The organism is Aquabacterium sp., assembly GCF_035476535.1.
Lineage (GTDB): Bacteria > Pseudomonadota > Gammaproteobacteria > Burkholderiales > Burkholderiaceae_C > Pseudaquabacterium.
On sequence record NZ_DATILJ010000044.1, the window covers coordinates 1 to 26,308 of the forward strand.

Genomic DNA, 26,308 nt, shown 5'->3' on the forward strand with positions numbered 1-26,308 from the left:
CTGGCGCCGTCGCAGATCTGGCTGGCATTGGCCGCGGTGATGCTGCCGCCTTCCTGCAGCAGTTTGACGCTGCTGATGGACTCCATCGTCGCGTCGAAGCGGATGCCTTCGTCGGCGGTGTGCATCTCGCTACTGTGCGACACCTCGCCGCTGCCCTCGGCCTTGCGAACGGCCACCGGCACAATCTCGGCCGTGAAGGCGCCGCCACGGGTGGCGGCGATCGCACGCTGGTGGCTGTCCAGCGCGTAGCGGTCGAGCATCTCGCGGTTCAGGCCGTACTTCTTCACCATCATCTCGGCGCCGGTGAACTGGCTGAACTCGATGCCGGGGTAGCGCGCCTGCATCTCCGGGCTCATGTAGTAGCCCATGCCGGCCTTGCGCGCGAGTGCGCTGGCGCTGCCCATCGGCACCCGCGTCATGCTCTCGACGCCGGCGGCGATGACGCAATCCATCGCGCCGGACATCACCGCCTGCGCCGCGAAATGCAGCGCCTGCTGCGACGAGCCGCATTGCCGGTCGATCGTCGTGCCGGGCACCGATTCGGGCAGCTTCGACGCCAGCACCGCATTGCGCGCGACGTTGTTCGACTGCTCGCCGACCTGCATCACGCAGCCCATGATCACGTCCTCGACGAGCGCTGGGTCAATGCCGGTGCGGTCGACCAGCGCATTCAGCGCCTGCGCGCCGAGGTCCGCCGGGTGCCAGCCGGACAGCCGGCCGCCGCGGCGACCCCCGGCTGTGCGCACGGCGGCGACGATGAAGGCTTCAGCCATGGTGTTTGCTCCTGAGGTGGAAAGAGGGGTCAGCGCGGCGCCATGCGGATCGCGCCGTCCAGGCGCACGCTCTCGCCATTGAAGTAGCCGTTGGTGATCATCGTCTCGGCCAGGTGCGCGTATTCGTCGGGGTCACCCAGGCGCTTGGGGAACGGCACTGAAGCCGCCAGCGCGGCCTTGACGTGCTCCGGCGCGCCCTGCAGCAGCGGCGTGTTGAAGATGCCCGGCAGGATGGTGTTGACGCGGATGCCCTCGCCCATCAGGTCGCGTGCAATCGGCAAGGTCATGCCGACGATGGCGGCCTTCGACGCCGCATACGAGGCCTGGCCGATCTGCCCGTCTTGCGCGGCGACCGACGCGGTGTTGATGATCGCGCCGCGCTCGCCGCCAGCCAGCGCGGGCAGGCTCAGCATGCCGGCGGCGGATTTGGCGATGCAGCGGAAGGTTCCGACCAGGTTGATCTGGATGATGCGGTCGAAGTTGGCGGTGGGAAAAGCCTTGATCTCGCCGGTGGTCTTGTCGCGGCTGGCGGTCTTCACCGCGTTGCCGGTGCCGGCGCAATTGACCAGGATGCGCTCCTGGCCGATGGCTGCGCGGGCTTTCGCGAAGCCGGCATCGACCTGCTCTTCCGAGGTCACGTCGACCTTGCAGAACACACCGCCGAGCTCCTTGGCCAGCGCCTCGCCCGCCTCGGCGTTCAGGTCGAACAAGGCCACCCTGACACCGCGGCTGGCCAGCCGGCGGGCGGTGGCGGCGCCGAGCCCGGAGGCCCCGCCGGTGATCACGGCGCTGATCGTCGAATCGAGTTGCATGGTCGGGGGTGTCCTCGTGCAGCGAAAGTACAGCGCACACTCTAGGCCGCTGCCCCGCGCGCGAGAATCGTCCAAAGCGACGGTTCGGTGCCCTGCTACATCCGTCCCCTTGCCGATGCCGCCCTCCCCGACCGCCCCGAAGCACCCGGCCCCGGTGATGCCCGCCTCCAAGCTGCAGCCGCCCGGCAGCCGCGCGAACCAGGTGCAACGCGGCGCCATCGCCGAACGCGTACTGGCGGCCGCCGCGGTCAAGCTGGTGCTGGTGCGCGCGCCGGCCGGCTTCGGCAAGACCACCGCGATGCTGCAGGCCCGCGAACGGCTGGAAGCCGCCGGCATCAACACCGCCTGGCTGACGCTGGACCGGGCCGACAACGACGTACCGCGTTTCCTCGGCGGCCTGGCCGCCGCGGTGGCCCAGCTGGGCCTGGAGCCGCGTGTCGGCAGCGCCCATGGCGGCGCCACCGGCAACGGCAGCGCGCCACTGGATGCGCTGGAGGCACTGGCCCGCGACGAGCTGCCGTTCACGCTGTTCCTCGACGACGCCGAGCTGATCCAGGAGCCCGCGGTGCTGGGCCTGCTGCGCGAGATCATCGAGCACCTGCCGCGCCGCGGCCAGCTGGTGATCGGCTCGCGCAGCCTGCCGGACCTGGGCCTGGGCCGGCTGCGCGCGCGCGGCCAGCTGCTGGAGATCGATGCCGAACTTTTGCGCTTCTCGCTTGCCGAAGCGGCCGAGTTCTTCCGCCTGCGCGCCGGCCCGGCGCTGCCCGCCGGCCTCCTGAGCCAGCTGCACCACAAGACCGAAGGCTGGATCACCGCGCTGTGGCTGGCGGCGATGGCACTGGAACGGCGCGGCGCGGCGGACGATTTCGTCGAACGCTTCTCCGGCTCGAACCGTGCGGTGGCCGACTACCTGGCCGAAGACGTGCTGGCCCATCAACCGCCCGAGATCCGCGACTTCCTGCTGCGCACCAGCCTGCTGCGCCAGCTGGACGCGCCGGTCTGCCGGGCGCTGCTGCCACGCGTCGATTGCGCGCGTGTCCTGCAGCGGCTGGAGGCCGCCAACCTGTTCGTCACGCCGATCGCCGACCCCGCCGGCGAGCCGCCCAGCTACCGCTACCACAGCCTGTTTGCCGATTTCCTGCGCGCCCAGCTGCAGCGCGAGCAGCCGGACGACATCGCCCGCCTGCACCTGGCCGCCTCCGGCTGGTATGAAGCGCAGGGCCGGCCGGTGCCGGCGATCGACCATGCCATCGAAGGCGGCGACCACCCGCACGCGCTGCACCTGCTGGCCCGGCATGCCGAGGGCTTTCTCGAGCAGGGCCGCATGCGCCTGCTGGACCGCTGGTTCAGCGCGATGCCGCCCGAGCGCCTGCGCGAGCAGCCGCTGCTGCAGGTGGTGGCCGTCTGGGCGCAGCTGTTCACGCACGGCCCCTGGGGCGCCAACGCACAGCTCGAAGCCTCGGGCTGCCTGCGCAGCGGCGACGCCGAGGTGCAGGCCCATGTCAACGCGCTGCGGCCGATGCTGCTGGCGATGATGGACCGCCACGAAGACGCCTATGACGCCGGCCGGCTGAGCCTGGGCCGGCTGCCGAGCTGCCGGCCGTTTGCCGACAGCGTGCTGTCCAACGCCATGGCCCACATCGTCTCGATCATGGGCCAGCCCGGCGAAGCACATCGCCTGCTCGACGCGGCGCGCCGCACACAAGGCGGCAGCAGCTTCAACCGCATGTACACCGAATCGGTGGAAGGCGTGCTGGACCTGAAGGCGGGCCGGCTGCGCCAGGCCACCGCGCGCTTTCGCATGGCCGTCAGCGCCACGCCGCATGCGGCGGCGTACACCCACACCCACGGCAATGCCTGGGCCGGCGTGCTGTATGCCGGCGCGGTGTACGAAGCCAACGAACTGGCCACCGCCGAACACCTGCTGAACGTCTACCTGCCGCTGGCGCGCGATGTCGGCCTGCCCGATCACATGATCGCCAGCCACCGCATGCGCGCCCGCATCGCCTTCCAGCGCGGTGATGTCGACGCCGCGTTCGAACTGCTCACCGCGTTGGAGTACCTGGGCCACCACCGGCAGCTGCCGCGCGTCGTGCATAGCGCCAAACTGGAGCGTGCGCGCATGCTGCTGCTGCAGGGCCATGGCCTGGCCGCGCGGGACGAGCTGAACCGCGCCGACGACCCCGCGGTATGGCAACCCGCGCGCGTGCAGCAGCTGCAGGCCCACGACGTGGACGACCTGCTGATCGGCCGTCTGCGCTGGGACATCCACTTCGGCGACGCCCGCGCCGCACGGCCGCGCGCCGAAGCCGCGCTGGCCGCCGCAGAGGCCACCGGCAGCCAGCACCGCGCGCTGAAACTGCGCGTGCTGCTGGCGCTGACCCGCCAGCGCAGCGGCGACCCGGCCGGCGCCCAGGCCACCATGGCCGAGCTGCTGCAGCAGGCCAGCCGCGAAGGTTTCGTGCGCCTGATCCTCGACGAAGGCCCGGCCTTGGCGCCGCTGGTCCAGCGCGCCCGTGCCGCGGCGCAAGACAGCCGCCGGCCCGAGGATCCGATCGTCGCCGACTTCATGCAGCGCCTGCTGGCGCAGTACGGCAGCGCCGCGCTGGCCGACGACAGCGAGCCGGCCGCCGCGGCCAGCACGCCCGGCGACATCACCGAGCCGCTGACGCACAAGGAAATCCGCGTGCTGCAGCTGCTGGCCGAGGGCTATTCCAACAGCGCGATGGCCGAAAAACTCTTCATCTCCGACAGCACCGTGCGCACCCACCTGCGCAACATCAACCTGAAGCTCGGCGCGCACAGCCGCACGCAGGCGGTGGCCATCGCCCGCAGGCTGCGGGTGATCGCCTGAGTCGCCCATCAGCCCGACACCGCCATCAACGGCGTCTTGATGATGTACAGCATGCCGTCCAACGTGTACGGTTACGCAGCCTTGTCCTGATCGGACGGGGATCGCTCATACACCACAAGCTCCGGGGAGCCTGCACCATGACCCAACGCCCAATCATCGCCTGCCACGGCCTGCTGGCCCTGCTGCTGAGCGCCTGCGCCAGCGCGCCCATCGACACGCCGGTACCCGCCAACCTGGTGCCGGCCGGTGAAAAAGCCATCGGCCGCGTCGCAGCCCGTGGTGTGCAGATCTACGAATGCCGTGCCAAGGCCGGGGGTGCCGTCGGCACCGAATGGGCCTTCGTCGCACCGGAGGCCGAGTTGCTGGACACGGCCGGCCAGCCCGCCGGCAAACACTACGCCGGCCCACACTGGGAGGCACTGGACGGCAGCAAGATCGTCGGCACCGTAAAAGCGCGCGCCGATGCGCCGCTGGCCGGCGCCATCCCCTGGCTGCTGCTGAGCACACGCTCGGTAGGCAGCGACGGCCGCTTTGCCAAGGTCAGCAGCGTGCAGCGCCTCAACACCATCGGCGGCGCGGCGCCAGCGGCCGGCTGCGATGCCGGCACGCTGGGCCGCAGCACGCGCGTGCCCTACACGGCGGACTACGTGCTGTTCTCGGCCTGAGCCCACGTCGCGGCTGGCGCCATCAGCGCCAGGTGGCGCGCAAGCTGGTCTGGGCTTCGGGCCAGTCGGCCAGGCTGTCGGCCAGGCGCTGCAAGCGCGCGGCGAGCACATCGCCACCGAGGGCCTGCGCCAGCTCCAGCCCGGCCGTGGCATGCGTGCGCGGGTCGTCCAGCGCCGCCCGCGCCTGCTGCGCCGCGTCGGCGCCGGCGCGGCAGCGCAGCGCCAGCACACGCAAGCGCAATTCGTCGTTCATGCCGGTCGCATCGTCGGGCGGCAGCTGCGTCAGCGCGCCGGCGCTGTCGCCGTCGTGCCAGCGCCGCTGTGCGTCGACCAGCAGCAGCCGATGGCGCACGCGCGGGTTCTCGATCGCCGCCGGCGGGCCCAGTCGCTGCAGCCAGGTGCCCGCTTCACCGACATCGCCGCGCAGCAGCGCCGCTACGGCGCAGGCCAGCCAGACCGGGTGCCCGGCCTGCGGCGACTGCGCCAGCGCGTCGTGGTCCAGCGCCGCCAGCAGCGCCGCTGCACGCGGCCATTGGCCCAGCACCGCCATCGGCTCCAGCACCGCCATCGCGATGCCGGCGATCGACATCGGCTGGCCGATCGCGATCACCTCGGCGATGGCCGGCTCGACATGGGCCCAGGCCCGGCCCCAGTCGCCGAGCGTGAAGTACGCGTCGATGAAAAGGGCGCGGAACATGGTCCTGGCTTCGCTGGCCGGCTGCTCGGCGCACAAGGCCCAGCCTTCGTGGGCCACCGCCAGCGCGTCGTTGGCACGCGTCTGCTGCAAGAAGGTGACCGCGAGGTTGTACAGCGCGAACAACTGCGTCGGCCGGTTGCCGAAACGCCCGGCCAGCGTGGCCGCTTCGCGCAGGTCGACCTCGGCCGCGCCAACATCGCCGCGCTCGGCCTGGAAGGCACCCCGCAGCTGCAGGCCGCGGGCGATCAGCAGCCCGTCGCCGCGCTGCCGGCTGGCCGTGACGAAGCGGTCGGCGCGCTCGACCGCGGCGTCGAAGCGGCCGGCGGAGAACTCCAGCATCGCCAGCGAGCCCAGCAGGTCGGCGCGCTCGGGCTGCGCCGGCAGGGCGATGACGAGCGCCTCGTCGCCCAGCGCGCGCGCCTCGTCGATGCGGCCGCGCTGCTGCAGCGCGTCCATGCGCAGGATCAGCCGGCGCAGCCGGGTGGCGTCGTCAGTGGGCGGCGGCAGCGTGTCCAGCACCGTCAACGCGGCCTGGGCGCTTTCGCCTCGCACCAGGTAGCGCGCCAGCGCGTGGCCGGCTTCGACGTCGGCCGCAGGCGGCAGCGCGGCGCCGGCACGCAGCGCTTCCAAGCGCCGGCGGCAGGTCTCGGCCTCGGCCGGGCGCCCCAGGCCCTGCGCGGCTTCGAGCGCCCGCGCCAGCAGCGCGGCGGCCTGCGGCGGTGTCGGATCGTCGGCCAGGCCCTGCTGCCAGTGCCGCGCCGCGTCGTCCAACGCGGCCAGCGCGCGCGCTGCGTCGCCGGCGGCCAGCCGGTGCGCGACGGCGCGCCGCGGCTCGCCGCAGGCCTCGAAGTGGCGCGCCGCCTCGGCGCTGGCCCCCAGCGGCTCGGCCGCCAAGGCCAGCCGGTGGTGCACCAGGCGGCGGCGCGTGGGCTCCAGCGCCGAGTCCAGCGCCTGGCGCGCCAGATCGTGGGCCCAGACGTAGCCGCCCTTGTCGCGCACACGCACCAGCTGCGCCGACGCGGCCTGCTCCAGCGCCTGCAGCGCCTCCAGCTCCGACAAGGCACAGGCCGAGGCCAGCCAGGCGGCGCCGAAGGGCTCGCCGGCCAGCGCCGCGGCCTCCAGCAGCCGGATGGTCGATGCGCCCTGCCGCCGCACCCGCGCCAGCACCGCGTCGCGCACGCTGGCGGGCAGCGGCAGCTCGTGGTCGTCCTGTGTACCCGTGTCGAAGGGCGTGCGCCAGTGGCCGTCGGCATCGCCCTCGAGCAGCCCGCGTTCGGCCAGGTCACGCAGCGTCTCGGCGACGAAGTACGGATGGCCGCCGGTGGCGCCGTGCAGGCGTTCGCTGAAGCGCGCCGGATCGGCCGCGCCGGACAGCTGGCGCAGCAACGCGTAGACCGCCGCCAGCGGCAGGCGCGCCAGCACCAGGGTCTCGGCGCCCAAGGCCTCGGCCAGCGCCAGCAGCTCGGGATCGTCCGGTGCGCCGCGCCAGGCCACGAGTTCGATCGCGCCGCCCTCGCCGCACTTGCCCGCTTCGCCGGCCTCGCGCCGGCGGGCGGCGACCCGCGCCAGCAGCGTGCGGCTGGCCGGGTCGGCGAGCTGCCAATCGTCGAGCACGATGGCGTCGAAGGCACCGCGCGACAGGGCCAGCCAGGCCTGGATGCAGGCCTCGTCGAAGCGCAGCCGTTCGGCTTCGGCGCGCAATGGCGGCGGCGCCGGGCCCAGCTCGGGCAGCAGGCGGGCGAGTTCGGCGACGATCCAGCCGTCCAGGCCGCGCGGGTCCGGCGGCTGGCCGGCCAGCACGCGCAACGCGCGGGCGAAGGCGCCGAAGGCCAGCTCGCGGTCTCCGCTTTGGCAGCGCACCAGCGCGTAAGGCCCTTGCGAGGCGGCGAAATCGGTGGCCAGCCGGGTCTTGCCGACACCCGCCTCGCCGACGATCAGCATCGCCTGGCCGCGCGACCAGGCCCGTTGCATGCGCTCGGCCTCGGCCGCGCGGCCGACGAAGGGCAGTTCGCCGGGCAAGCGCAGCGGCAGGGCGGGCGCTCGCGCTGCGGCATCGGGCGGGGCGTCTGGTGCGGCATGGCGCGCGGCCTTCGCCGCGGCATCCGGCACAGCGCCCGGCGCGGGCGCCGCGCGGGCCGCGGCCAGCAGCGCTTCGGTCTCGGCCATCGGCGCCAGGCCCAGCTCATCGGCCAGCAGGCGCTTGCAGCGCTGGTACTGCGCCAGCGCATGCTCGCGCCGGCCGGCGGCCAGCAGCACGCGAATCAGCGCGCGGTGGTGGCGCTCCTGCAGCGGGTCGCTGGCCAGCAGCATCTGCAGGTGGTCGGCGGCCGCCTGCCAGGCCGCGGTGGATTCGCACTGCGCGGCGGCCGCCTCGAGCGCCTGGCGCCGCAGGTCGGCCAGCCGCAGCTGTTCGGCGGCCAGCCAGTCGGCGAAGCTGCCGTCGTCGCCGTCGAGCACCAGTTCTGCGGCCGGCTCGCCGCGCCACAGCGCCAGCGCCGCCGCCGCGTCGCCGCGCTGGAACGTGGCGCCGAAGAGCGCGGCATCGCAAACGACCTGCGCGGCCAGCGCCAGGCTGTCGCCCTCGGCCTGCACGAAGCCATCGGCACCGGCTTCGCGCAGCCGCGCCAACTCTCGCCGCAGATTGCGCCGGGCGCTGCTTTCGTCCAGCGTCGGCCACAGCAGGCCGACGATGCGCGTACGGCCGCTGCGCCCGCCCAACGCCAGCAGCACCAGCAGGGCCTGCGTCTTCCTGATGTTCAGCGGCAGGGCCGCGCCATCTCGGCGCAGCACGACGGGGCCCAGCAGATCCAGCGCCAGCATGCGGCGATCATGCCAGCCCTGCCGCCCCTCAACGCGCAGGCGGGGCGCACGGGCGGGGCGCGTTGCCCGGGCCCGCGGGTACCGCCGCTGTCAGCCGCAGTTCGGCGACATCTGCGCCATGGCCTTCTGGATGTCCTCCGGGCTCACATCGCGCACGTGCGTCGCCAGCGACCAGCTGTGGCCGAACGGGTCCTGCAGCACCGCATAGCGGTCGCCCCAGAACATGTCGTCCGCCGGCATCTTGACCGTGGCGCCGGCGGCCACCGCCTGCGCGACCGCGGCATCGACATCCGGGACATACAGATGGATCGTCACCGGCGAGCCCTTCAGGGCCTGCGGCCCGAGCGTGCCCCAGGCCGGGTTCTCCTCGACCAGCATCAGCATCGAATCGCCGATGCGCACGCAGCCGTGCATCAGCTTGCCGTCAGGGCCGGGCAGGCGCATCTGCTCGACGGCGTTGAAGGCCTTCTGGTAGAAGCCGATCGCGTCGGCGGCGCCGGCGCAGACCAGGTGCGGGGTCAGTGAATGAAAACCTTCCGGAATGGGCTTCACGGTGGACATGGTCATGACTCCTTGAGGTGACAGGGTTGGTCGTGCGAAGCGGCGCCGCGATCGCTGTCGCGAGCGCCCCACCCCCACGACGAACCAGGGCCTCGGCCATCGACACGTCCGCACGAACTTTCCTCGCGCCTGCCCGCCGCGGCAACCCGCAGCGCCTGCAAACCCCCTAGAACCGCGTGCTGGCTCCGGCCAGGTAGAACCACGCGTCGCGTGCCCGCGCCGTGCCGTCGGGAAACAGCATCCAGCTGTCGGCCGGCGCGTACACCGCCTGGCCGTCGGCGCGGGTGCCGATGCGCTCGCCGGCGCGCAGGCGGTCGAAGCTCTGCCAGTCGCGCACGAAGCTGTCGTCGTCATGCTGCTTGTCGACGACCTCCTGGATCGACAAGGCCTCGATGGGCCGCACCTCCTGCGGCGGCACCTCGTCGGTCAGCCGCAGGTGTGCCAGCGTGCGGCGAATGGCCTGGTAGCCGACTTCGGGCGCCCGCGGGTCACCGTGCTCACCGCATTCCAGCGTCAGCGCCATGCCGCCTTGCGAGCGCATGTATTCGGTGGTGCCCACGCCGTAGCGTGGGTTCAGATCCCATGAATCGACTGCCGGCCCGGCCGCGGCGCGGCGGCGCTCGACACCGCGGGCGTAGGTGGCCAGCCAGCCGTCGACCGCGCGGTCCACGCCCAGCCGGCGGGCCAGCGCCTCTTCCTTGGCCGACTGGCTGAAGGGCTCGATCGCCCCGGTGTTGTCGCGCGGGCCGACCAGCACGAAGGGCTTGCCGGGCATGCGGAACGAATGCAGGTCCAGCAACACCTCGTGCTGCGCCAGCAGCGGGCACAGCCAGTTCGCGACATGGTCTTCGTACTGGCGCGGGCTCGGGGTCGGCATCAGCGCGCGGTTCAGGTTGCGCTCGCCTTCGCGCGTGCCGCGCTGGTGGGCCAATGCGTTGCACACCGGCACCAGCGTCAGCACACCGCGCGCGATGCGCAGCCGGCCCTCGTCGATCTCCGCCATCACGCGGCGGATGGCCAGTGGGCCGCAGACCTCGTTGCCGTGCACCGCCCCGGTGACGATCAGCCTGGATCCGGCGCTCTTGCCGGCATAACTGACCGACTTGAAGGGGGCCAGCGGCGAGGGAGCTTGGGATGAGGTCATGCGCGCATTGTGAGCGCCCCCAGGCCGACGGAATACGTCGTCCGCCCCCCGAGGGTGTCAAGCAAAGTGGCAGAGCCACATTTGCTTGTGAGCGGGTCGGGACAGTTGTTTGAAAGGAACATGCGCCAGCCAGGGTGCTTGCGCGACGGGCTGCCGGCCACGAAAGTCCAGGGCTTCCCATCGACCGCACGGCACCGCGGCCGACGACCAGCGGAGGTTTCCCATGCAGCTGAAGACGATGGTTCGCGGCATTGCGTTGATCGGCATGGCCGCGCCGGCCCTGGCCCAGCCGACGGCGCCGCCGCAACGGGTGGAGATCACCGGTTCCAGCATCAAGCGCGTGCAGTCCGAAGGCGCGCTGCCGGTGCAGACCATTTCGCGCCAGGACATCGACCGCGCCGGCATCGTCAGTGCCGAACAGCTGGTGATGCGGCTCAGCGCCAACGGCACCGGCGCCGACAACCTGTCGTCCAACGCCGGCATCCAGCTGGGCACCACCGACCGCAACAACAACGGCAACTCCAGCGCCAACCTGCGCGGGCTGGGCTCGTCGAGCACGCTGGTGCTGCTGAACGGACGCCGCATCCCGGCGCACGGCGCCAAGGGCAACTCGGTCGACCTGAACTGGATTCCGCTGGCGGCGGTGGAACGTGTCGAGGTGCTGAAGGACGGTGCCTCGGCGATCTACGGCACCGATGCGATCGGCGGCGTCATCAACTTCATCCTGCGCAAGGACTACCGGGGCCTGGAGGCCACCGCCTTCGTCGACGCCACCGAAGCTGGCGGCGGCAACATCTACCGCGGCTCGCTGCTCGGCGGCTGGGGCGATCTCAGCGCCAACGGCGTGCACCTGATGGCCAGCCTCACGGTCGACCGGCAGGAAAAACTGCCTGGCGAAAGGCGCGGCTTCTCGAATGGCTACCAGCCCGAGCGCGGCCTGTCGCCCGACACCGCCGGCGCACCGTTTGCCAGCCAGACCGGCCTGGCCGGCACCGCCATCGGCGCCACCTTCCTGACGCCCGAGGGCGGCACGCAGACCTTCAACCGCGCCAACCTGCTGAGCTTCCAAGGCCAATGCGATTCGGTGCCGGCGATGTCGCAGTACCAGTACCAGCTGTGGGCCTCGCCCGGTGCGCGCTACGCCTGCGCCTACGACTACGGCGGCGCCGAGGTGCTGATCCAGCCGATAGAGCGCACCAACCTCGTGGGCCGCGGTGAATTTGCGCTGGGCCAGAACCACACCGCGTTCGTCGAAGCCGTGGCCTCGCGCTCGATCGCCACCAAGCAGTTCGAGCCCTACCAGATCACCACCTCGCTGGCCACCGCCTACCCGGTGAACGGGCCGTACTACCAGGACCTGTCGGCGTACATCCCGAGCTTCGACCGGACCAAGCCCATCGCCTACCGCTGGCGCTGCACCGATTGCGGCAAGCGCACGATCGAGACCACCACCGACGGCTACCGTTTCCTGGCCGGGCTGGAAGGCGTGTTCGGCGGCTGGGACTACCGCACCGGCTTGTCCAGCGCGCAAAGCAAGGCCGCATCACTGCTGGTCGACGGCTACCTGTTCACCAACCCGCTGAATGCCGCCTTGGCCAGCGGCCAGATCAACCCCTGGTTGCTGCCTGGGCAGACCCAGACCGCCGCGGCGCAGCAGCTGCTCGCCGGCGCCAGCGCGGCCGGCACGCGGCTGTTCGACGGCAAGTCCAGCACCACCGAGCTGGACGGCACGCTGTCGGGTGAGCTGATGAAGCTGCCGGCCGGCCCGCTGGCGCTGGCGCTGGGCTTCGACCTGCGCAAGGAGAGCTACCAGTTCGACGATGGCTCGCGCGCGTCGCAGCCGGTGTTCCTGGCCCCCTTCGACCCGCAGTTCCCGAAGGCCTCGCGCAACATCAAGGCGGTGTTCGCCGAACTGGCGATTCCGGTGTTCAAGCAGCTCGAAGCCTCGGTGGCCGTGCGCCACGACGACTACAGCGACTTCGGCGGCACCACCAACCCCAAGCTCAGCTTCAAGTGGACGCCGATCCAGCAGCTGGCGCTGCGCGGCTCCTACAACACCGGTTTCCGCGCGCCGAGCTTCTTCCAGCTGTTCACCGCCACCACCGAATCGCAGGTGCCGGGCAACATCGCCGATCCGCAGCTGTGCCCGAACGGTGCCACCGCGCCGGGCGCCGACCTGTCGGTCTGCGCCATCCGCCCGAACGGCCGCAACGGCGGCAACCCGGACCTGAAGCCCGAAGAGTCCAAGCAATGGACCATCGGCCTGGTGTTCTCGCCGGCCGACTGGCTGTCCGGCAGCATCGACCTGTGGGAGATCAAGCGCCAGAACCTGATCTACGAACTGACGCCGCAGCAGGTGATCGCCAACTACACCACCTTCCCGGAAAGCCTGGTGCGCGGCAGCAACGGCCGCCTCGACGGGTCCGGCGGCTACATCCGCGCCGGCTTCGTCAATGCCGACGGCGACATCACCCGCGGTGTCGACCTCAATCTGCTGGCCACCGGCAAGATGCACGAAGGCGTCACCTGGAACGCCTGGCTCGAGGGCACCTACATGGACAGCCACCGCTCGCGCATCTTCTCGACGCAAGCCTACGTCGAGACGGTGGGCCAGTGGAACAACCGCGACCTGTTCGTGCGCTGGAAGCACCAGCTGGGTTTCACGCTCAACCTGGGGCCCTGGAGCGGCACGCTGTCGCAGAGCTACACCGCCGGCTACAAGGATCAAAAGCCGGCCGGCACGGTGCCCGCGGGCTTCAACCCGGATGTCGACAGCTACACGGTCTACAACGCCTCGCTCACCTACACCGGCGTGAAGAACCTGTCGCTCACTTTTGGCGTCAAGAACCTGCTCGACACCGACCCGCCCTTCACCGCGCACAACCTGGACTTCGCCGCCGGCGCCGGCTGGGATCCGCGCGTGGCCGATCCGCGCGGCCGGGCCTACACGCTGCGCCTGAACTACAAGTTCCTCTGAACGTGACAGGTGGCCTGATCCGCTGCGAAGACATCGCCACGCACCCGGCGTTCCGGCCGCTGGCCGGACTGCGCGGTGTCGCTCACGATCTGCGTTATGCCTGCAGCAACAACTTCGCCGGCCGGCCGCTCTACGTCGGGCTGGACTGCGCCTGGCTGCGCAACGAAGCCGCCGCCGGCCTGGAAGCCGCCGCCGCGTGGCTGTCTCGCGAGCATCCTGGCCACGGCCTGCTGGTGCTGGACGCGCTGCGGCCGCAACGGGTGCAGGAAGCGATCTGGGCCGACGTCGCCGGCACCGACATGGCCCACTACTTCGCCGAGCCGACCCGCGGCTCGATCCACTCCTTCGGCATGGCGGTGGACGTGGCCCTGCTGAACCCACAGGGCCAGGAGTGCGACATGGGCGCCGGCTTCGACGAGATGACCGCGCGTTCGCACCCGGCGCTGGAGGCCGTGCACCTGGCCAACGGCGTGCTGACCCCCGCCCATCTCGACGCACGGCATTTGCTCTACGTGGCCATGGCGCACGGCGGCTTCCATGGCATTCCCACCGAGTGGTGGCACTTCGACCATGGCGACCGCGAGCTGGTGCGGCGGGAGTTTCTGCGTGTGTACTGACACAACGATGCGGCTGACTGGGGTCGGCCCGTTGCTGTCATTGGGTCGGGGACGCCATTCGATGGCGGAGTACTTGGAAGTGGCCGGGATTCCGCCCCGGCGCAGTGCAACAAGGATTCACCGGCCAAGGCAAGGCGGACCAAGCGTCCGCTTCCAGCAACCACCAAAGACCGCATTGGGCCGAAAGCAGTAGACCCCATGTCGTCATCCGCCCGCCGCCACTTCATCACCCACAGCGCCAGCCTCGCAGCGGCCTGCGTCGTCGGCACGCCCGCCTTCGCGCAATCGCGCGTCGAACGCCTGCCGCTGACCAAAGCCCCACGCCTGAAGCCCGGCGACACCATCGGCCTGGCCAACCCATCGAGCGCGATCTACGAACGCCAGCCCTACGAGCTGGCCACCGAAACGCTGACAGCGCTGGGCTTCAAGGTCCGCGAAGGCGCGAACCTGCGCGCCCGCCATGGCCACTTCGCCGGCACCGATGCCCAGCGCGCGGCCGATCTCAACGCGATGTTTGCCGACCCCACCATCCACGGCATCCTGGCGCTCACCGGCGGCTCGGGCGCCAACCGCATCCTGCCGCTGCTGGACTACGCGGCGCTGCGCCGCACACCCAAGGTGCTGGCCGGCTTCAGCGACATCACCGCGCTGATCAATGCAGTCCATGCCCGAACCGGCCTGGTGACCTTCCACGCGCCGGTCGGTGCCTCGGAATGGAACGAGTTCAGCGTGCGCCACTTCCGCGGCGTGCTGATGGAAGCGCAGGCCATGACGCTGCGCAACCCGCGTGACCTGGGCGACCTGCCGGCGCCCAAGGAAGACCGCATCACGACGCTGCGCCCCGGCATCGCGCGCGGTCCGCTGGTCGGCGGCAACCTGGCCGTGCTGAGCTCGCTGGCCGGCTCAGCGTACCTGCCCTCGTTCGACGGCGCGATCCTGTTCTTCGAAGAGGTCAACGAGTTCATCTACCGCGTCGATCGCATGTTGTCGACACTCAAGCTCAGCGGCGCGCTGGACCGTCTGGCCGGCGTGGTGCTCGGTGCCTTCACCAACTGCAACCCCGGCGAGAGCTTCGGCAGCCTGACGCTCGACGAAGTGTTCGACGACTACTTCCGCCCGCTGAACGTGCCGGTGTACCGCGGCGCGATGATCGGCCACATCCGGCGCAAGTTCACCGTGCCGGTGGGGCTGGAGGCCGAGATCGATGCCGGGGCCGGCACGATCCGGCTGCTGTCGCCGGCCGTGGCGTGAAGACTGTCACCGCTTCGCCTCGGAGTTAGCCCTCAGCCCGTTGTCTGCCGACAACAACTCACTTCGAACGTTACTTTGTGTCACTACCATCGCCGCGTCGTGCTGTTACTCCGCAGGCACGAGCGGCACTCATAGCGGGGGAGGAACTCAGGACACCACGTCTCAATGAAAAAAGCACTGTTCATTGCATCGCTCGGCATCGCCTTGTCGGGTTGCGCAACCATCATGGGCAGCCCGACCCAGACCATCCCGATCTCCAGCACGCCCAGCGAGGCCAAGATCGTCATCACCGACGAGGCCGGCACGGAGGTCTTTGCAGGCACCACGCCCACGTCCGTGACGCTCAACAAGAGCAGCGGGCGCTACTGGGGCGGCAAGAGCTTCACGGTCGCCATCTCGAAGCCCGGCTTCAAGACACAGACCATTCCCGTGGCCTCGCGCCCGAACGGTTGGTACATCGGCGGCAACTTCGTGTTCGGCGGACTCATCGGCTGGTTTGCCGTCGACCCCTTGAGCGGCAACATGTACACGCTGTCGCCGGAGGCCGTGGCTGCGGCCATGCCCACCGACACCGCGCACAACAACCGCAGCACCGACGGCAGCATCGCCATCCTGCTGCTGCAGGACGTTCCTGCGAACCTGCGCGGCAAGCTCGTTCAGATTCATTGAGGTCCAGGCGGGGGCATGGCACCTTTTCCTAGGGCAGTCGCGCGCGCGGCCCAACGCCGCGCGCGCTGTTGAACCCCGAACGCGCCACCCAGTCCACCAGCGCATCCAGCGCCGAACGACCACGTTTCGCGTCGTCGTGGTTGACCATCGCCACCACCACCCACAGCCGCCCCTGCGCATCCGGCACATAGCCGGCCAGCGCCGCCACGTTGCGCAGCGTGCCGGTCTTCAGCCGCGCCCAGCCGGCCGCGGGGCTGGTCTTGAGCCGATTGCGCAGCGTGCCGTCGACGCCGGCCACCGGCAGGCTCATCATCAGCTCGCTGGCCTGGCGTCCTTGGTGAGCGGCCTGCAGCAGCCGGACCATCTGGCGCGGCGTGATGCGTTCGCTGCGCGACAGGCCGGAGCCGTTGTCCAGCACCAGGCCGCGGGTGTCGATGCGCTGCTCGTCGAACCAGCGCCGCACCTCCCGCTCGGCCAGCGCCTGCGTGGTGGCCTCGGGTTCGCCCGGCATGGCCGCCACGCCCAGCGACAGGTACAGCAGCCGCGCCAGCAGGTTGTCCGATTGTTTGTTCTGCTGGCGCAGCAATTCACCCCAGGGCCGTGACTCATGGCGCGCCACCAGCCGCGCACCGTCCGGCAGCACGCCGTTGCGCACGCTGCCGCGCCACACGCCGCCCAGGCTGTGCCAGATCAGGCGCAGCTGCCGCTCGGCCTGCTGGTTGCGGTCGAGCAGCTGCAGCGCCGTGCGCTGCGTGCAGCGGCGCGGGAAGCTGCCCTGCAGCAGCAGGCTGACACGGCCATCCGCCAGCGGCTGAACCAGCGGCGTGCGCCAGTCCTCGTCCCACTCGCTGCAGGCGCGGTCGTTCAGCGCCAGCTGGTTGTCGAGCACGATGCCGTCCAGCGGCGGCAGCAGCCGCGCCTGCACGATCACGTCGTCGGCACGCAGTTCCAGCCCCATCAGGCTGCCGTTGATGGTCAGCGCATCGGGCACCACGTTGTACGGGAACTCCGGCGCTTCATCGAAGGGCGGCACGCCCTGGTCCGGGCGCGCCGGACGGAACAGGCTGCGGTCGAGCACGATGTCGCCGCCGATCTCCTGCACGCCGGACCAGCGCAGCTCGGCCAGCAACTGCCACAGCTGCGGCAAGCCCAGTTCGGGGTCGGCGCCGCCGCGCAGCACCAGGTCGCCCGGCAAGACCGATTGCTGCGGCGCAGCGGTGATGAATAACTCGGTAAATCCCCGGTGGTTCGGCCCCAGCCGGTCGAGCGCCACGACGCTGGTCACCAGCTTCATCGTCGAGCCCGGCTGCATCGGCCGATCGGGCTGGTGCGCGAACGGCCGGCCCGCGCGGCCGGCCGGCGCCACCATCATGGCCAGTGCATCGCTGGGCAGGCCGGCTTCGCGCAGGGCCCGCGCCACAGGCGCTGGCAACTTCGCCACGGGAACTGGCAACGTCGCCACCGGCGCCGTCGGACCGGCCGCCGCAAGAGGCAACGCGGACAGCGCGGCGAACAGGATGATCAGCAGTCGCAGCATCAGGTCCGCGGCGCGGGAAGATCGGGTGGCAAGGATTCTAGGCGGCGCGATACGCGCGCTCCGTCACAATCGATCGTCGACAAACGGGGCGCGAGGATCACGACGATGGTTCGCAGAGGCTGTTTGCTTGCCGCGGCGCTGCTGGGCTTGATGGCCGGCTGCGGCACCCCGCCCGGCGCGCTGCGGATCGACGCCAGCACCTACCGCGCGCGCGGCCAGGACAGCCGCGTGCTGTTCCTGATCCTCCATTACACCGACGGCACGATGGCCCGTGCGGTGAACACCCTCACCACGCAGGACGTGTCCGCGCACTACCTGCTGAGCGACGAAACCCCGCCGCGCATCTACCGGCTCGTCGATGAAGACCGGCGTGCCTGGCATGCCGGCGTCAGCTTCTGGCAGAACCACGGCTTGCTGAATGCCAGCTCGATCGGCATCGAGATCGTCAATCCCGGCCGCATCACGCAGCCCGACGGCAGCACCGCGTTTGCGCCCTTCCCACCGGCGCAGATCGAGGCGCTGCTGCCGCTGATCAAGGACATCGTCACGCGGCACCAGATCCGGCCCGAGCGCATCCTCGGCCACAGCGACATCGCACCGCAGCGCCGCGTCGACCCCGGGCCGCAGTTTCCCTGGCACCGGCTGGCCGCCGAAGGCCTGATTCCGTGGCCCGATGCGGCCCAGGTGGCGCAGGCCCGCGCCGCCTTCGAAGCGCAGTTGCCCGAGGTGGCCTGGTTCCAGCGCGCGCTGGCCAACGTCGGCTACCGCGTGCCGCAGCACGGTCAGCTGGACGAAGAAACACGCAAAGTGATCGTGGCCTTCCAGATGAAGTACCGGCCGTCCCGCCACGACGGCCAGCCCGACGCCGAGACCGCGGCGATGCTGCAAGTGCTGGGTGCAGCACCTTGATTGCTAACTTATATACAGCATGGCACTGAACATCGTCTGGGTCGGCTTCATCCTGATCGGCTTCGCCGTCGCGCTGGTCAAGCTGCTGCAGGGCGACGCGGCGATCTTCTCCACCGTGCTGACGGCGCTGTTCGACACCGCCAGGACGGGCTTCGACATCTCGCTGGGCCTGGCCGGCATCATGGCGCTGTGGCTGGGCATCATGAAGATCGGCGAACAGGCCGGCATGATCGAACTCTTCGCGCGCGGCATGGCGCCGCTGTTCCGCTGCGTGTTCCCCGACATCCCGCGCGGCCACCCGGCGGGCGGCAGCATCGCGATGAACTTCAGCGCCAACATGCTGGGCCTGGACAACGCCGCCACGCCGCTGGGCCTGAAGGCGATGCGCGAGCTGCAGGAGATCAACCCCGTCAAGGACACCGCCAGCAACCCGATGGTGATGTTCCTGGTGCTCAACACCGCCGGCATCACGCTGATCCCGACCTCGGTGATCGCCATCCGCCAGAGCCTGGCCGCCGAACAGGGCCTGGTCGGCTTCAACGGCGCCGACATCTTTTTGCCGACGCTGATCGGCACCTTCATCTCGTTCACGGCCGGCCTGCTGGCCGTCGCCTGGGTGCAGCGCATCCGGCTGCTGCAGTGGCCGATGCTGCTGTTCTTCGGCGGCTTCGCGGCGCTGATGGGCGGGCTGTACTTCGCGCTGCGCGGCCTGCCCCCGGCGCAGCTGGCGCAGACCATCGGCACCTTGGGCAGCGGCTTGATCTTCGGCGTGATCGTGTTGTTCGTCGCCGTCGGCGCCTGGCGGCGCATCAACGTCTACGAGGCCTTCATCGACGGCGCGAAAGAGGGCTTCGGCGTCGCGGTGATGATCATCCCGTACCTGATCGCGATGCTGGCCGCGATCTCGGTGTTCCGCAGCACCGGCTGCATGGACTATGTGGTCGGCGGCATCGGCGCGGCGGTCACCGCACTGGGCCTGAATGCCGACTTCGTGCCGGCACTGCCGGTCGGGCTGATGAAGACGCTGTCCGGCAGCGGCGCGCGCGGGCTGATGATCGACGTGATGAAGACCTACGGCGTCGGCTCGTTCCCCGGCCAGCTGGCGGCCATCCTGCAGGGCTCGACCGAGACCACGCTGTATGTGCTGGCGGTGTACTTCGGCAGCGTCAACATCAAGAAGACCCGGCAGGCGCTGGCCTGCGGGCTCATCGCCGACGCGGTGGGCGTGATCGGCGCGATCGGCGTGGGCTACGCCTTCTACCGCTGAGGCCCGGCAGGTCGGCCGGGCCGCCGCCTCAACGCTCCGCGTGGATGCGCGACAGCATCGAGGTCGCCGTGCGGCTGCGCCACTGCGCGGCGGCGTCGACCGAGGCCAGTGCCGACATGTTGACGATGCGCCGCACGCTGGAGGTCGGTGTCAGCACATGCGCCGGGCTGGCCAGGCCCAGCAGCAAGGGGCCGACGGTGATGCCACGCCCTGAAGTCGCCTTGAGCACGTTGAAAGTGATGTTGGCGGCGTCCAGCGTCGGCATCACCAGCAAGTTGGCCTCGCGGCTGAGTGCCGAGCCCGGGAAGACCTGGTCCAGCACTTCGCGGGACAGTGCCGCGTCGCCGTGCATCTCACCCTCCACCTCGAAGGTGGGCTTGAGCGAGCGGATCAGCTCGTGCGCGCGGCGCATCTTGCGGGCGCTGGGCGTGTCCTCGCTGCCGAAGCTGGAATGCGACAGCAGCGCCACCGTGGGCGTGAGGCCGAAGCGGCGCACCTCGTCGGCGGCGAGCACCGCAATCTCGGTGAGCTGCTCGGCCGTGGGGTCGGCGTTGACGTAGGTGTCGCAGATGAACAGCGTGCGCTCGGGCAGCATCAGCATGTTCATCGCTGCCAGCGTCTCCACGCCTTCGCGCATACCCAGCACGGTGGCCAGCGTGTCCAGGTGCTCGCGGTAGCGGCCCTGCATGCCGCACAGCAGCGCATCGGCCTCGCCGCGGTGCACCAGCATCGCCGCCAGCGCGGTGGGGTTGCGGCGCAGCGCCAGTTCGGCCGCGGCCGGCGTCACGCCATGTCGGCGCGCCAACTGGTGGTAGCGCTCGGCGGCGGCTCCGATGCGGGCATCGGTGTCGGCATCGACGAGCTCGAAGTCGCGCCCGGCCTGCAAGCGCAGGCCGAAACCGCGGATGCGCTCGCCGATCACCGCGGCCCGGCCGACGAGGATGGGCCGGGCCAGCTTCTCGTCGACGACCACCTGCACCGCGCGCAGCACACGTTCGTCCTCGCCCTCGGCGTAGACCACCCGGTGCGGCGCGCGCTGCGCACCGTCGAACACTGGCTGCATGGCAGAGCTGGAGTGGTAGACGAAGCGCGTCAGGCCGTTGCGGTAGGCCACCATGTCGGCGATGGGCCGGCTGGCCACGCCCGAATCCATCGCCGCCTGGGCCACGGCTGGCGCCACTGCGGCGATCAGCCGCGGGTCGAAGGGCTTGGGGATCAGGTAGTCGCGGCCGAAGCGCAGGCCGGCCGCACCGTAGGCGCGGGCCACGGTTTCGGGGATCTCGGCATGCGTGAGCGCAGCGATAGCGCGCACGGTGGCCAGCTTCATCGCTTCGTTGATCGTCGTCGCGCCGGCGTCGAGTGCGCCGCGGAAGATGAACGGGAAGCACAGCACGTTGTTGATCTGGTTCGGGTAGTCCGACCGGCCGGTGCCGATGATCGCGTCGGGCCGCACCGCCAGCGCCTCTTCGGGCATGATTTCCGGCACCGGGTTGGCCATCGCGAAGATCAGCGGGTCGCGCGCCATCTGCTTCAGCCCTTCGGCCTTCAGCACGCCGCCGGCCGACAGGCCCAGGAAGATGTCCGCTCCGGGCAGCAGCTCGGCCAGCGTGCGCGCATTGGTTTCCTGCGCATAGCGTGCCTTGTTGTCGTCCATGTCCACGCTGCGGCCAACGTAGACCACGCCGTGCACATCGCTGACCCAGATGTTTTCGCGCTTCAGGCCCAGGCTCACCGCCAGGTCCAGGCAGGCCAGCGCGGCCGCGCCGGCGCCGGAGACGACCAGCTTGACCTGGCCGATGTCCTTGCCCACGTGCTGCAGGCCGTTCAGGATGGCCGCGGCGGCGACGATGGCGGTGCCATGCTGGTCGTCGTGGAAGACCGGGATCTTCATGCGCTCGCGCAGCTTGCGCTCGATGTAGAAGCACTCGGGCGACTTGATGTCCTCGAGGTTGATGCCGCCGAAGCTGGGCTCCATGCGGGCAATGGTCTCGATCAGCGCGTCGGGGTCGTTTTCGTCGAGTTCGATGTCGAACACGTCGATGCCGGCGAACTTCTTGAACAGGCAGCCCTTGCCTTCCATCACCGGCTTGCTCGCCAGCGGGCCGATGTTGCCCAGGCCCAGCACCGCCGTGCCGTTGGTGACCACCGCCACCAGGTTGGCGCGCGCCGTCAACTCGCCGGCCAGCAGCGGATCACGCACGATCTCCATACACGCCTCGGCCACGCCGGGCGAGTAGGCCAGCGCCAGGTCGCGCTGGGTGGCCATGGGCTTGGTCGGCGTGACCGAGATCTTGCCGGGCGTCGGGTGACGGTGGTAGTCGAGGGCGTCGTCGCGCAGGGAATCGCTCATCGGGGGCCTGTCTTGCTCAGCATGGGTCGGGAAAGAGATGGTACGCAAGCTGCCGGCAGGCGCGCATCAGCCGACACCCTAGGCCACGAAGCGGCAGGCCGAAGCCGGCGCGCGCGTGTCCATGTTGCGGCCGCGGTTCAGGTGGTCGTCGATTTCGGCGGCGCAACCCAGCATGCGGGCGTACAGGAAGATCGTGAAGGCAGCAGTTTCCAGCGCATCGGCGCCGATCTTGCCGCTGCGGTAGGCCGGCCAGACGATCTTCAGCAGCAGCGCGGCGATCACCGCGTCGATGTTCACGCAGTAGACGTTGCGCGACACGCCTTCGTCGTAGAGCTTTTGCACCAGCGCGCGGTAGAAGTCGTGAAAGACGTTGTGCTCGCCGCGCTCGGCCATCAGTTTGGCGACGAAGACTTCGCGCGGATCATGGTTCACCGGCTTGTCCTTGAACACCGGGTGGTTGACGCCGGGGATCTTCTGGATGTCCAGGTTGCCGCTGAGCTTCTTGTCGGACTTGTAGCGTGCATAGGTATCGACATAACGCGCCACCAGCGCGGCCAGGTCCACGCCGTGCGCCGCGCTGCCGGGGTCGGCCAGGCCGCTGTCCTTGAACTGGTCCAGCAGGAAGGCCACGCCTTCGTAGCCGTTGCCGCCATGGGCGTAACCACAATGGCTGAGGAAGCCGAGCAGCCCCTTGTTCAACTGCACGCGCTCGGGCTGCTCGGGCCCGTCGGATGACACCGCCCCCTTGGCGCCCTGCGCCGAGATCGTGCCCGGGCCGTTGGACAGCAGCAGGCCAACCAGGGTCTGGAAGCTGAACAGCTCGCTGGCCCCCGGCGCGGCATGCAGCAGCGCCACATAGGCCACCTCGCCCAGCGAGCGCTGGCCCAGCAGTTCGGCCTCGGCAATGCCGCAAAAGCGCGTCGGCTGATGGCGCGAGGCATCGACCGACGCGCCCAGCAGCGTGCCGAACAGCTGCAGCCAGGCCGGCAGGCATTCCACCGTCAGGCGCGAGACGCGCTTGCGCATCAGCGGGCCCCAGCCCAGCGTGGCGCTGATCGCGGCCAGCACCGCATCGGCGCTGGGATGGCCGCCGAGTGATTCGACGAAGCGCACGAAGACCGAACGGGCGCCGCGCGCGTGCAGCCCGTCCAGCATGGCCTGGGCGCGCGGGTCGGGCTCGCTGCCGAGCAGGGTCGCGCCACCGGCCTGCAGCAGCGGCGTGAGGTCGAAGTGCTCATCCAGCGCATCCCGCAGGCCGGCCTGCGCGAAGCGTTCGATCAGCTCGCGCGTGAGAGCCCGCGAACGCTCGGTGCGGCGTGGTCCGACGATCGCCAGCGCCGCGGCCAGCACCGCGTTCGGCGCATTGCCGGCCTCACGCGCGGCCTGCGCCGCGGCCAGCGTGGCATCGCCGTGCAGGTTGAGGAAGGCGCCGATGCCGACGTTGACCAGCTTGCGGTCGTTCGGCCCCCCCGTCTCTTTCAGCAGCGCCAGGCCGACATTGCCTTCCAGCGGCACCTGCGCGGCGTCGAGCATCGAGACGCCGTTCAAGCGCGTCAGTTGCGTCTTGGCGTCCATCTGCGAGGCGCCCGACGCGTCTTTCAGGCTCTCGCGGGCGAACACCGAACCCACGTGCCGTGCCAGCGCCTCGACCTGGCTGTCATACGGCGCCACGGCGGGGACCACCGGCAGGTCGATGTCCTTGGGCAGCGCCAGGCCCATGTTCGAGCCGAACCAGGGCTTGAGCTCCATCGTGCCTTCGGGCGCGAAATCGGGCTTGACGCCGTTGCGCGCCATCACCGCGCTCAGCGCGGCCGGGATCAGCGCGATGTTGGTCACCACCGCGCCTTTGGCCGAGCACACCGGCCGGTCCGGCGTGAACAGTGCGTCGACACCGAACTTCTCCATGAACCAGCGTTCCTTGGACGCCGCATCGTCGCCGCCGCCGGACATCGCGCCCGCATGGCCGACGGCGCGCGTGAGCTTGCTCTTCCAGCGGCCGACCACGCAGGCCACCACCGGCTTGCTGAACTCGGCATCGAACTCGTAGTAACCGCCGGGTTCGCAGTACAGCACCGCGGCCTGGCTGCGTTCGTCGTTGCCGAAGGCGAAGGCGAACTCCGGCGCCGCGTAATGGATGTAGACATCCTTGCCCGAGGACACCAGTGTCGTCGTGCCCCAGCCGCCCATGCGCAGGTATTGCGCAATGGTGGTGGTGAAGCCGCCGGAGTTGGACAGGATGGCGATCGAGCCCTTGCGCAGCGTGTCGCCGGGGCGGTCGCCGCGGAGCGCGCCGCCGATGCGCACCTGGTTCCAGCTGTCGGCCACGCCCAGGCTGTTGCCGCCGAAGATGTCGATGCCGCGGGACTGCGCCAGCGCGCGGATCTCGCGCGCGTCGTGCACGCTCATCTTCTCGGTCGGGATGAAGATCTTGTTCAGCTCGGGGTTGACGCGGATCAACTCCACCACGCCATCGTCGGCTGCGCTGGGCGGCAGGTAGACCACGCCGCAGTTGAAGCGGTGGCCGGCCTCCAGCCCTTCTCGCACGTTGTTGTAGACGGGGATGTTGCCGGCCGGCGTTTCCAGCACCTGGCCACGCCGGCCCGGCGAGGTGCCGAAGACGACGTTGCCGCCGCTCCAGCTGTGGCCGACCGGCGTGACCTCGCTGGACTCGCCGCCCAGGATGTTGAGCACGCAGACGCGGTCTTCGCGGGTGGCGATCTGCGCCAGCGAAGTGATGCCGGTGAAGTACTTGAAAGGCCCGACGCTGTCTCGAAACATGCTGTGCTCCCGTTGCTGATCAGGCCGCTTGGCTCTGCTTGGCCGCCACCTGCGCGCGGCCGCCGCCGCGCATCCAGGCGTCGACGCGGCGCGCATAGTCCACCACCTCGCTCATCGCCGAATCGAAGCCGAAGATGCGGTACGGAATGCCCAGCGATTCGCAGGTGTCGCGCATCACGCCCATGCCGCGCACCAGGTTCGGCCCGCCGCGGCCGACCACCACGTACAGCGGCTGCGCGCCGTATTTCCCGAAGTGCTCGCGCAGCGCATCGGCCATCGCGCGGAAGGTCTCGAAGATGTCGGTGTTGTTGCTCTTGCCGCCGATGATGAACAGCACATTGCTCTGCTTGAGCCAATGCTTGAAGCAGATGCGGGCCACCGACTTCATCTTCTCGTAGGGCGGATTGCCGCCGAAATCGGACGAGATGATGGCGTCGTCGCCCAGCATCTCGGTGACCAGCGAATTCGCGCCGCCGCCGAAGGTCGGCGCGAGGATCGTGCCCTGCGGGTTGATGACGTAGACATCGCTCTGGCCCTGGTAGGTGCGCAGCTGGTTGATCTCCTGCTCGAAATCGGACGAATCGGCGGTGAACAGGTCGGCCGGCAGGTCCAGGCGCTGCCAGCGCGGGTCGTCGCGGTCGAAGCCGCACTTGAAGTCGCAGGCCACCGGCGTCAGCCGGCCCTTGGCATCGGGCCGCAGGCGGATCGGGTTCAGCTCCAGCGTGGTCATGCCGTAGTCGTGGAACAGGTCCCACAGGTTCGGCAGGTGCTGAACCAGCGGCGAGATGATCTGCTTGGGCGCCTTCAACTCGGACAGCGCGTTGGCGACGACAAAGGCCTTCAGGCCGGTCAACGGGTTGAACGGCACGCTGACGATCTGCGTCTTGTCCAGCTCCTCGATGTCCACCCCGCCGTGATGCGTGAGCGTCATCGTCGGCGCGCGAAAGCGGGTGTTGTCGGTGAGCGAGAAATACACCTCGTGCTCGGCGGGGACACCGGCTTCGAAAGTGACGCCGTTGGATTTGGCGAACTGGTGGCCGTGCCGGTGTTCGCAGAAGTACAGCCGCTCCTTCTCCGCCAGTGCGGTCTTCAGATCCGTGGCGCGGCCGATGAGGCCGGCCTTGCCCTTCTTGCCGACGCCGCCCTTGAAGACCGGCTTGACAAAGACCTGCCCGTGTTTGGCGATCAACGCCTTGATGTCCGATTCGCTCGCGTCGGGGCCCAGGATTTCCGGGGTGGGAAAGCCCGCCAACTTGAGGAGACGGGCGCCATGCAGCATGCCGGTAACGTTCATTGCTGTCCTTCGTTCTGAGTGGCTGGGATGTGAGAGCGGATGCTAGGAGGCGGCCGCGCCGGCCCGCTTTCGAAACTCTTTCATCCGGTCCTATCGATTACCCGACTCGGGAAACCACTGAGATCGCAGCGGGCAATTTGAAAGCGCAGCGAAAGCTTGGCGCCGCGCGGCAGCAGCAAGATCGTCCGGCCACCCTTTCCATGGAGACAAGCCAAATGAAGATCGCTCAAGCAACGCGGCAGCTCTTCGCCGCCATCGCCGGCAGTGCGCTGCTGCTCACCGCCCCCAGCGCGATGGCGCTGGACAGCCTGAAGATCCTGGTGCCGGCGGCGC

Annotated in this window: 17 protein-coding genes; 8 read left to right on the forward strand and 9 right to left on the reverse strand. The window is 70.0% G+C overall.

Going from position 1 to position 26,308, the window contains the following annotated elements:
- A partial coding sequence (locus VLK61_RS04565; RefSeq protein ID WP_325418744.1) for a beta-ketoacyl synthase N-terminal-like domain-containing protein occupies positions 1 to 773 on the reverse strand: 773 nt, incomplete at its 3' end.
- A 29-nt stretch (positions 774 to 802) separates the two neighbouring features.
- On the reverse strand, positions 803 to 1,585 hold the full coding sequence (locus tag VLK61_RS04570; protein ID WP_325418746.1) for an SDR family NAD(P)-dependent oxidoreductase: 783 nt from the start codon (positions 1,583 to 1,585) through the stop codon (positions 803 to 805).
- 157 nt (positions 1,586 to 1,742) lie between these two features.
- Between VLK61_RS04570 and VLK61_RS04575 the strand changes: the two genes are divergently transcribed.
- Both VLK61_RS04575 and VLK61_RS04580 read left to right on the forward strand, forming a co-directional pair.
- Entirely contained in the window at positions 1,743 to 4,439 is a 2,697-nt protein-coding gene (locus VLK61_RS04575; protein WP_325418748.1) for a LuxR C-terminal-related transcriptional regulator, read from the forward strand.
- A 137-nt stretch (positions 4,440 to 4,576) separates the two neighbouring features.
- Complete coding sequence (locus VLK61_RS04580) at positions 4,577 to 5,104, forward strand: DUF3455 domain-containing protein (RefSeq protein WP_325418750.1); 528 nt, start codon at positions 4,577 to 4,579, stop codon at positions 5,102 to 5,104.
- A gap of 22 nt (positions 5,105 to 5,126) precedes the next feature.
- Here VLK61_RS04580 and VLK61_RS04585 read toward each other — a convergent pair whose 3' ends face one another.
- From VLK61_RS04585 to VLK61_RS04595, 3 genes are all read right to left on the reverse strand, one after another.
- On the reverse strand, positions 5,127 to 8,621 hold the full coding sequence (locus tag VLK61_RS04585) for an ATP-binding protein (RefSeq protein WP_325418752.1): 3,495 nt from the start codon (positions 8,619 to 8,621) through the stop codon (positions 5,127 to 5,129).
- Positions 8,622 to 8,711: 90 nt separating this feature from the next.
- Complete coding sequence (locus tag VLK61_RS04590; RefSeq protein ID WP_325418753.1) at positions 8,712 to 9,188, reverse strand: VOC family protein; 477 nt, start codon at positions 9,186 to 9,188, stop codon at positions 8,712 to 8,714.
- Between the two features lie 160 nt (positions 9,189 to 9,348).
- Positions 9,349 to 10,326: a succinylglutamate desuccinylase/aspartoacylase domain-containing protein gene (locus tag VLK61_RS04595; RefSeq protein ID WP_325418755.1), complete on the reverse strand. Its 978-nt coding sequence runs from the start codon at positions 10,324 to 10,326 to the stop codon at positions 9,349 to 9,351.
- Between the two features lie 223 nt (positions 10,327 to 10,549).
- Between VLK61_RS04595 and VLK61_RS04600 the strand changes: the two genes are divergently transcribed.
- The 4 genes from VLK61_RS04600 to VLK61_RS04615 all read left to right on the forward strand — a co-directional run bounded on the left by VLK61_RS04600 (position 10,550) and on the right by VLK61_RS04615 (position 15,840).
- Positions 10,550 to 13,303 (forward strand): TonB-dependent receptor, encoded by a 2,754-nt coding sequence (locus tag VLK61_RS04600; RefSeq protein WP_325418757.1) that lies wholly within the window; start codon positions 10,550 to 10,552, stop codon positions 13,301 to 13,303.
- 2 nt (positions 13,304 to 13,305) lie between these two features.
- The gene (locus VLK61_RS04605; RefSeq protein ID WP_325418759.1) at positions 13,306 to 13,920 is read left to right on the forward strand and encodes a M15 family metallopeptidase; all 615 of its coding nucleotides are present in this window, start codon (positions 13,306 to 13,308) and stop codon (positions 13,918 to 13,920) included.
- A gap of 198 nt (positions 13,921 to 14,118) precedes the next feature.
- Positions 14,119 to 15,171: a S66 peptidase family protein gene (locus VLK61_RS04610; protein WP_325418761.1), complete on the forward strand. Its 1,053-nt coding sequence runs from the start codon at positions 14,119 to 14,121 to the stop codon at positions 15,169 to 15,171.
- A gap of 165 nt (positions 15,172 to 15,336) precedes the next feature.
- On the forward strand, positions 15,337 to 15,840 hold the full coding sequence (locus VLK61_RS04615; RefSeq protein WP_325418763.1) for a hypothetical protein: 504 nt from the start codon (positions 15,337 to 15,339) through the stop codon (positions 15,838 to 15,840).
- A gap of 28 nt (positions 15,841 to 15,868) precedes the next feature.
- Here VLK61_RS04615 and dacB read toward each other — a convergent pair whose 3' ends face one another.
- The gene (gene dacB / locus VLK61_RS04620; RefSeq protein ID WP_325418765.1) at positions 15,869 to 17,377 is read right to left on the reverse strand and encodes a D-alanyl-D-alanine carboxypeptidase/D-alanyl-D-alanine endopeptidase; all 1,509 of its coding nucleotides are present in this window, start codon (positions 17,375 to 17,377) and stop codon (positions 15,869 to 15,871) included.
- Between the two features lie 105 nt (positions 17,378 to 17,482).
- Between dacB and VLK61_RS04625 the strand changes: the two genes are divergently transcribed.
- A complete protein-coding gene (locus VLK61_RS04625; RefSeq protein ID WP_325418767.1) occupies positions 17,483 to 18,286 on the forward strand; it encodes an N-acetylmuramoyl-L-alanine amidase in 804 nt (267 codons plus the stop codon).
- Between the two features lie 19 nt (positions 18,287 to 18,305).
- A complete protein-coding gene (locus tag VLK61_RS04630; protein WP_325418769.1) occupies positions 18,306 to 19,553 on the forward strand; it encodes a nucleoside recognition domain-containing protein in 1,248 nt (415 codons plus the stop codon).
- Positions 19,554 to 19,581: 28 nt separating this feature from the next.
- On the opposite strand, the gene VLK61_RS04635 is transcribed toward VLK61_RS04630, so the two are convergent.
- From VLK61_RS04635 to VLK61_RS04645, 3 genes are all read right to left on the reverse strand, one after another.
- A complete protein-coding gene (locus VLK61_RS04635; RefSeq protein ID WP_325418771.1) occupies positions 19,582 to 21,903 on the reverse strand; it encodes an NADP-dependent malic enzyme in 2,322 nt (773 codons plus the stop codon).
- Positions 21,904 to 21,981: 78 nt separating this feature from the next.
- Positions 21,982 to 24,681 carry a CoA-binding protein gene (locus VLK61_RS04640; RefSeq protein WP_325418773.1) on the reverse strand — a complete coding sequence of 900 codons (2,700 nt, stop codon included), beginning with the start codon at positions 24,679 to 24,681 and terminating at the stop codon, positions 21,982 to 21,984.
- Between the two features lie 19 nt (positions 24,682 to 24,700).
- Complete coding sequence (locus VLK61_RS04645; protein WP_325418774.1) at positions 24,701 to 25,975, reverse strand: ATP citrate lyase citrate-binding domain-containing protein; 1,275 nt, start codon at positions 25,973 to 25,975, stop codon at positions 24,701 to 24,703.
- Between the last annotated feature and the right edge of the window lie 333 nt (positions 25,976 to 26,308).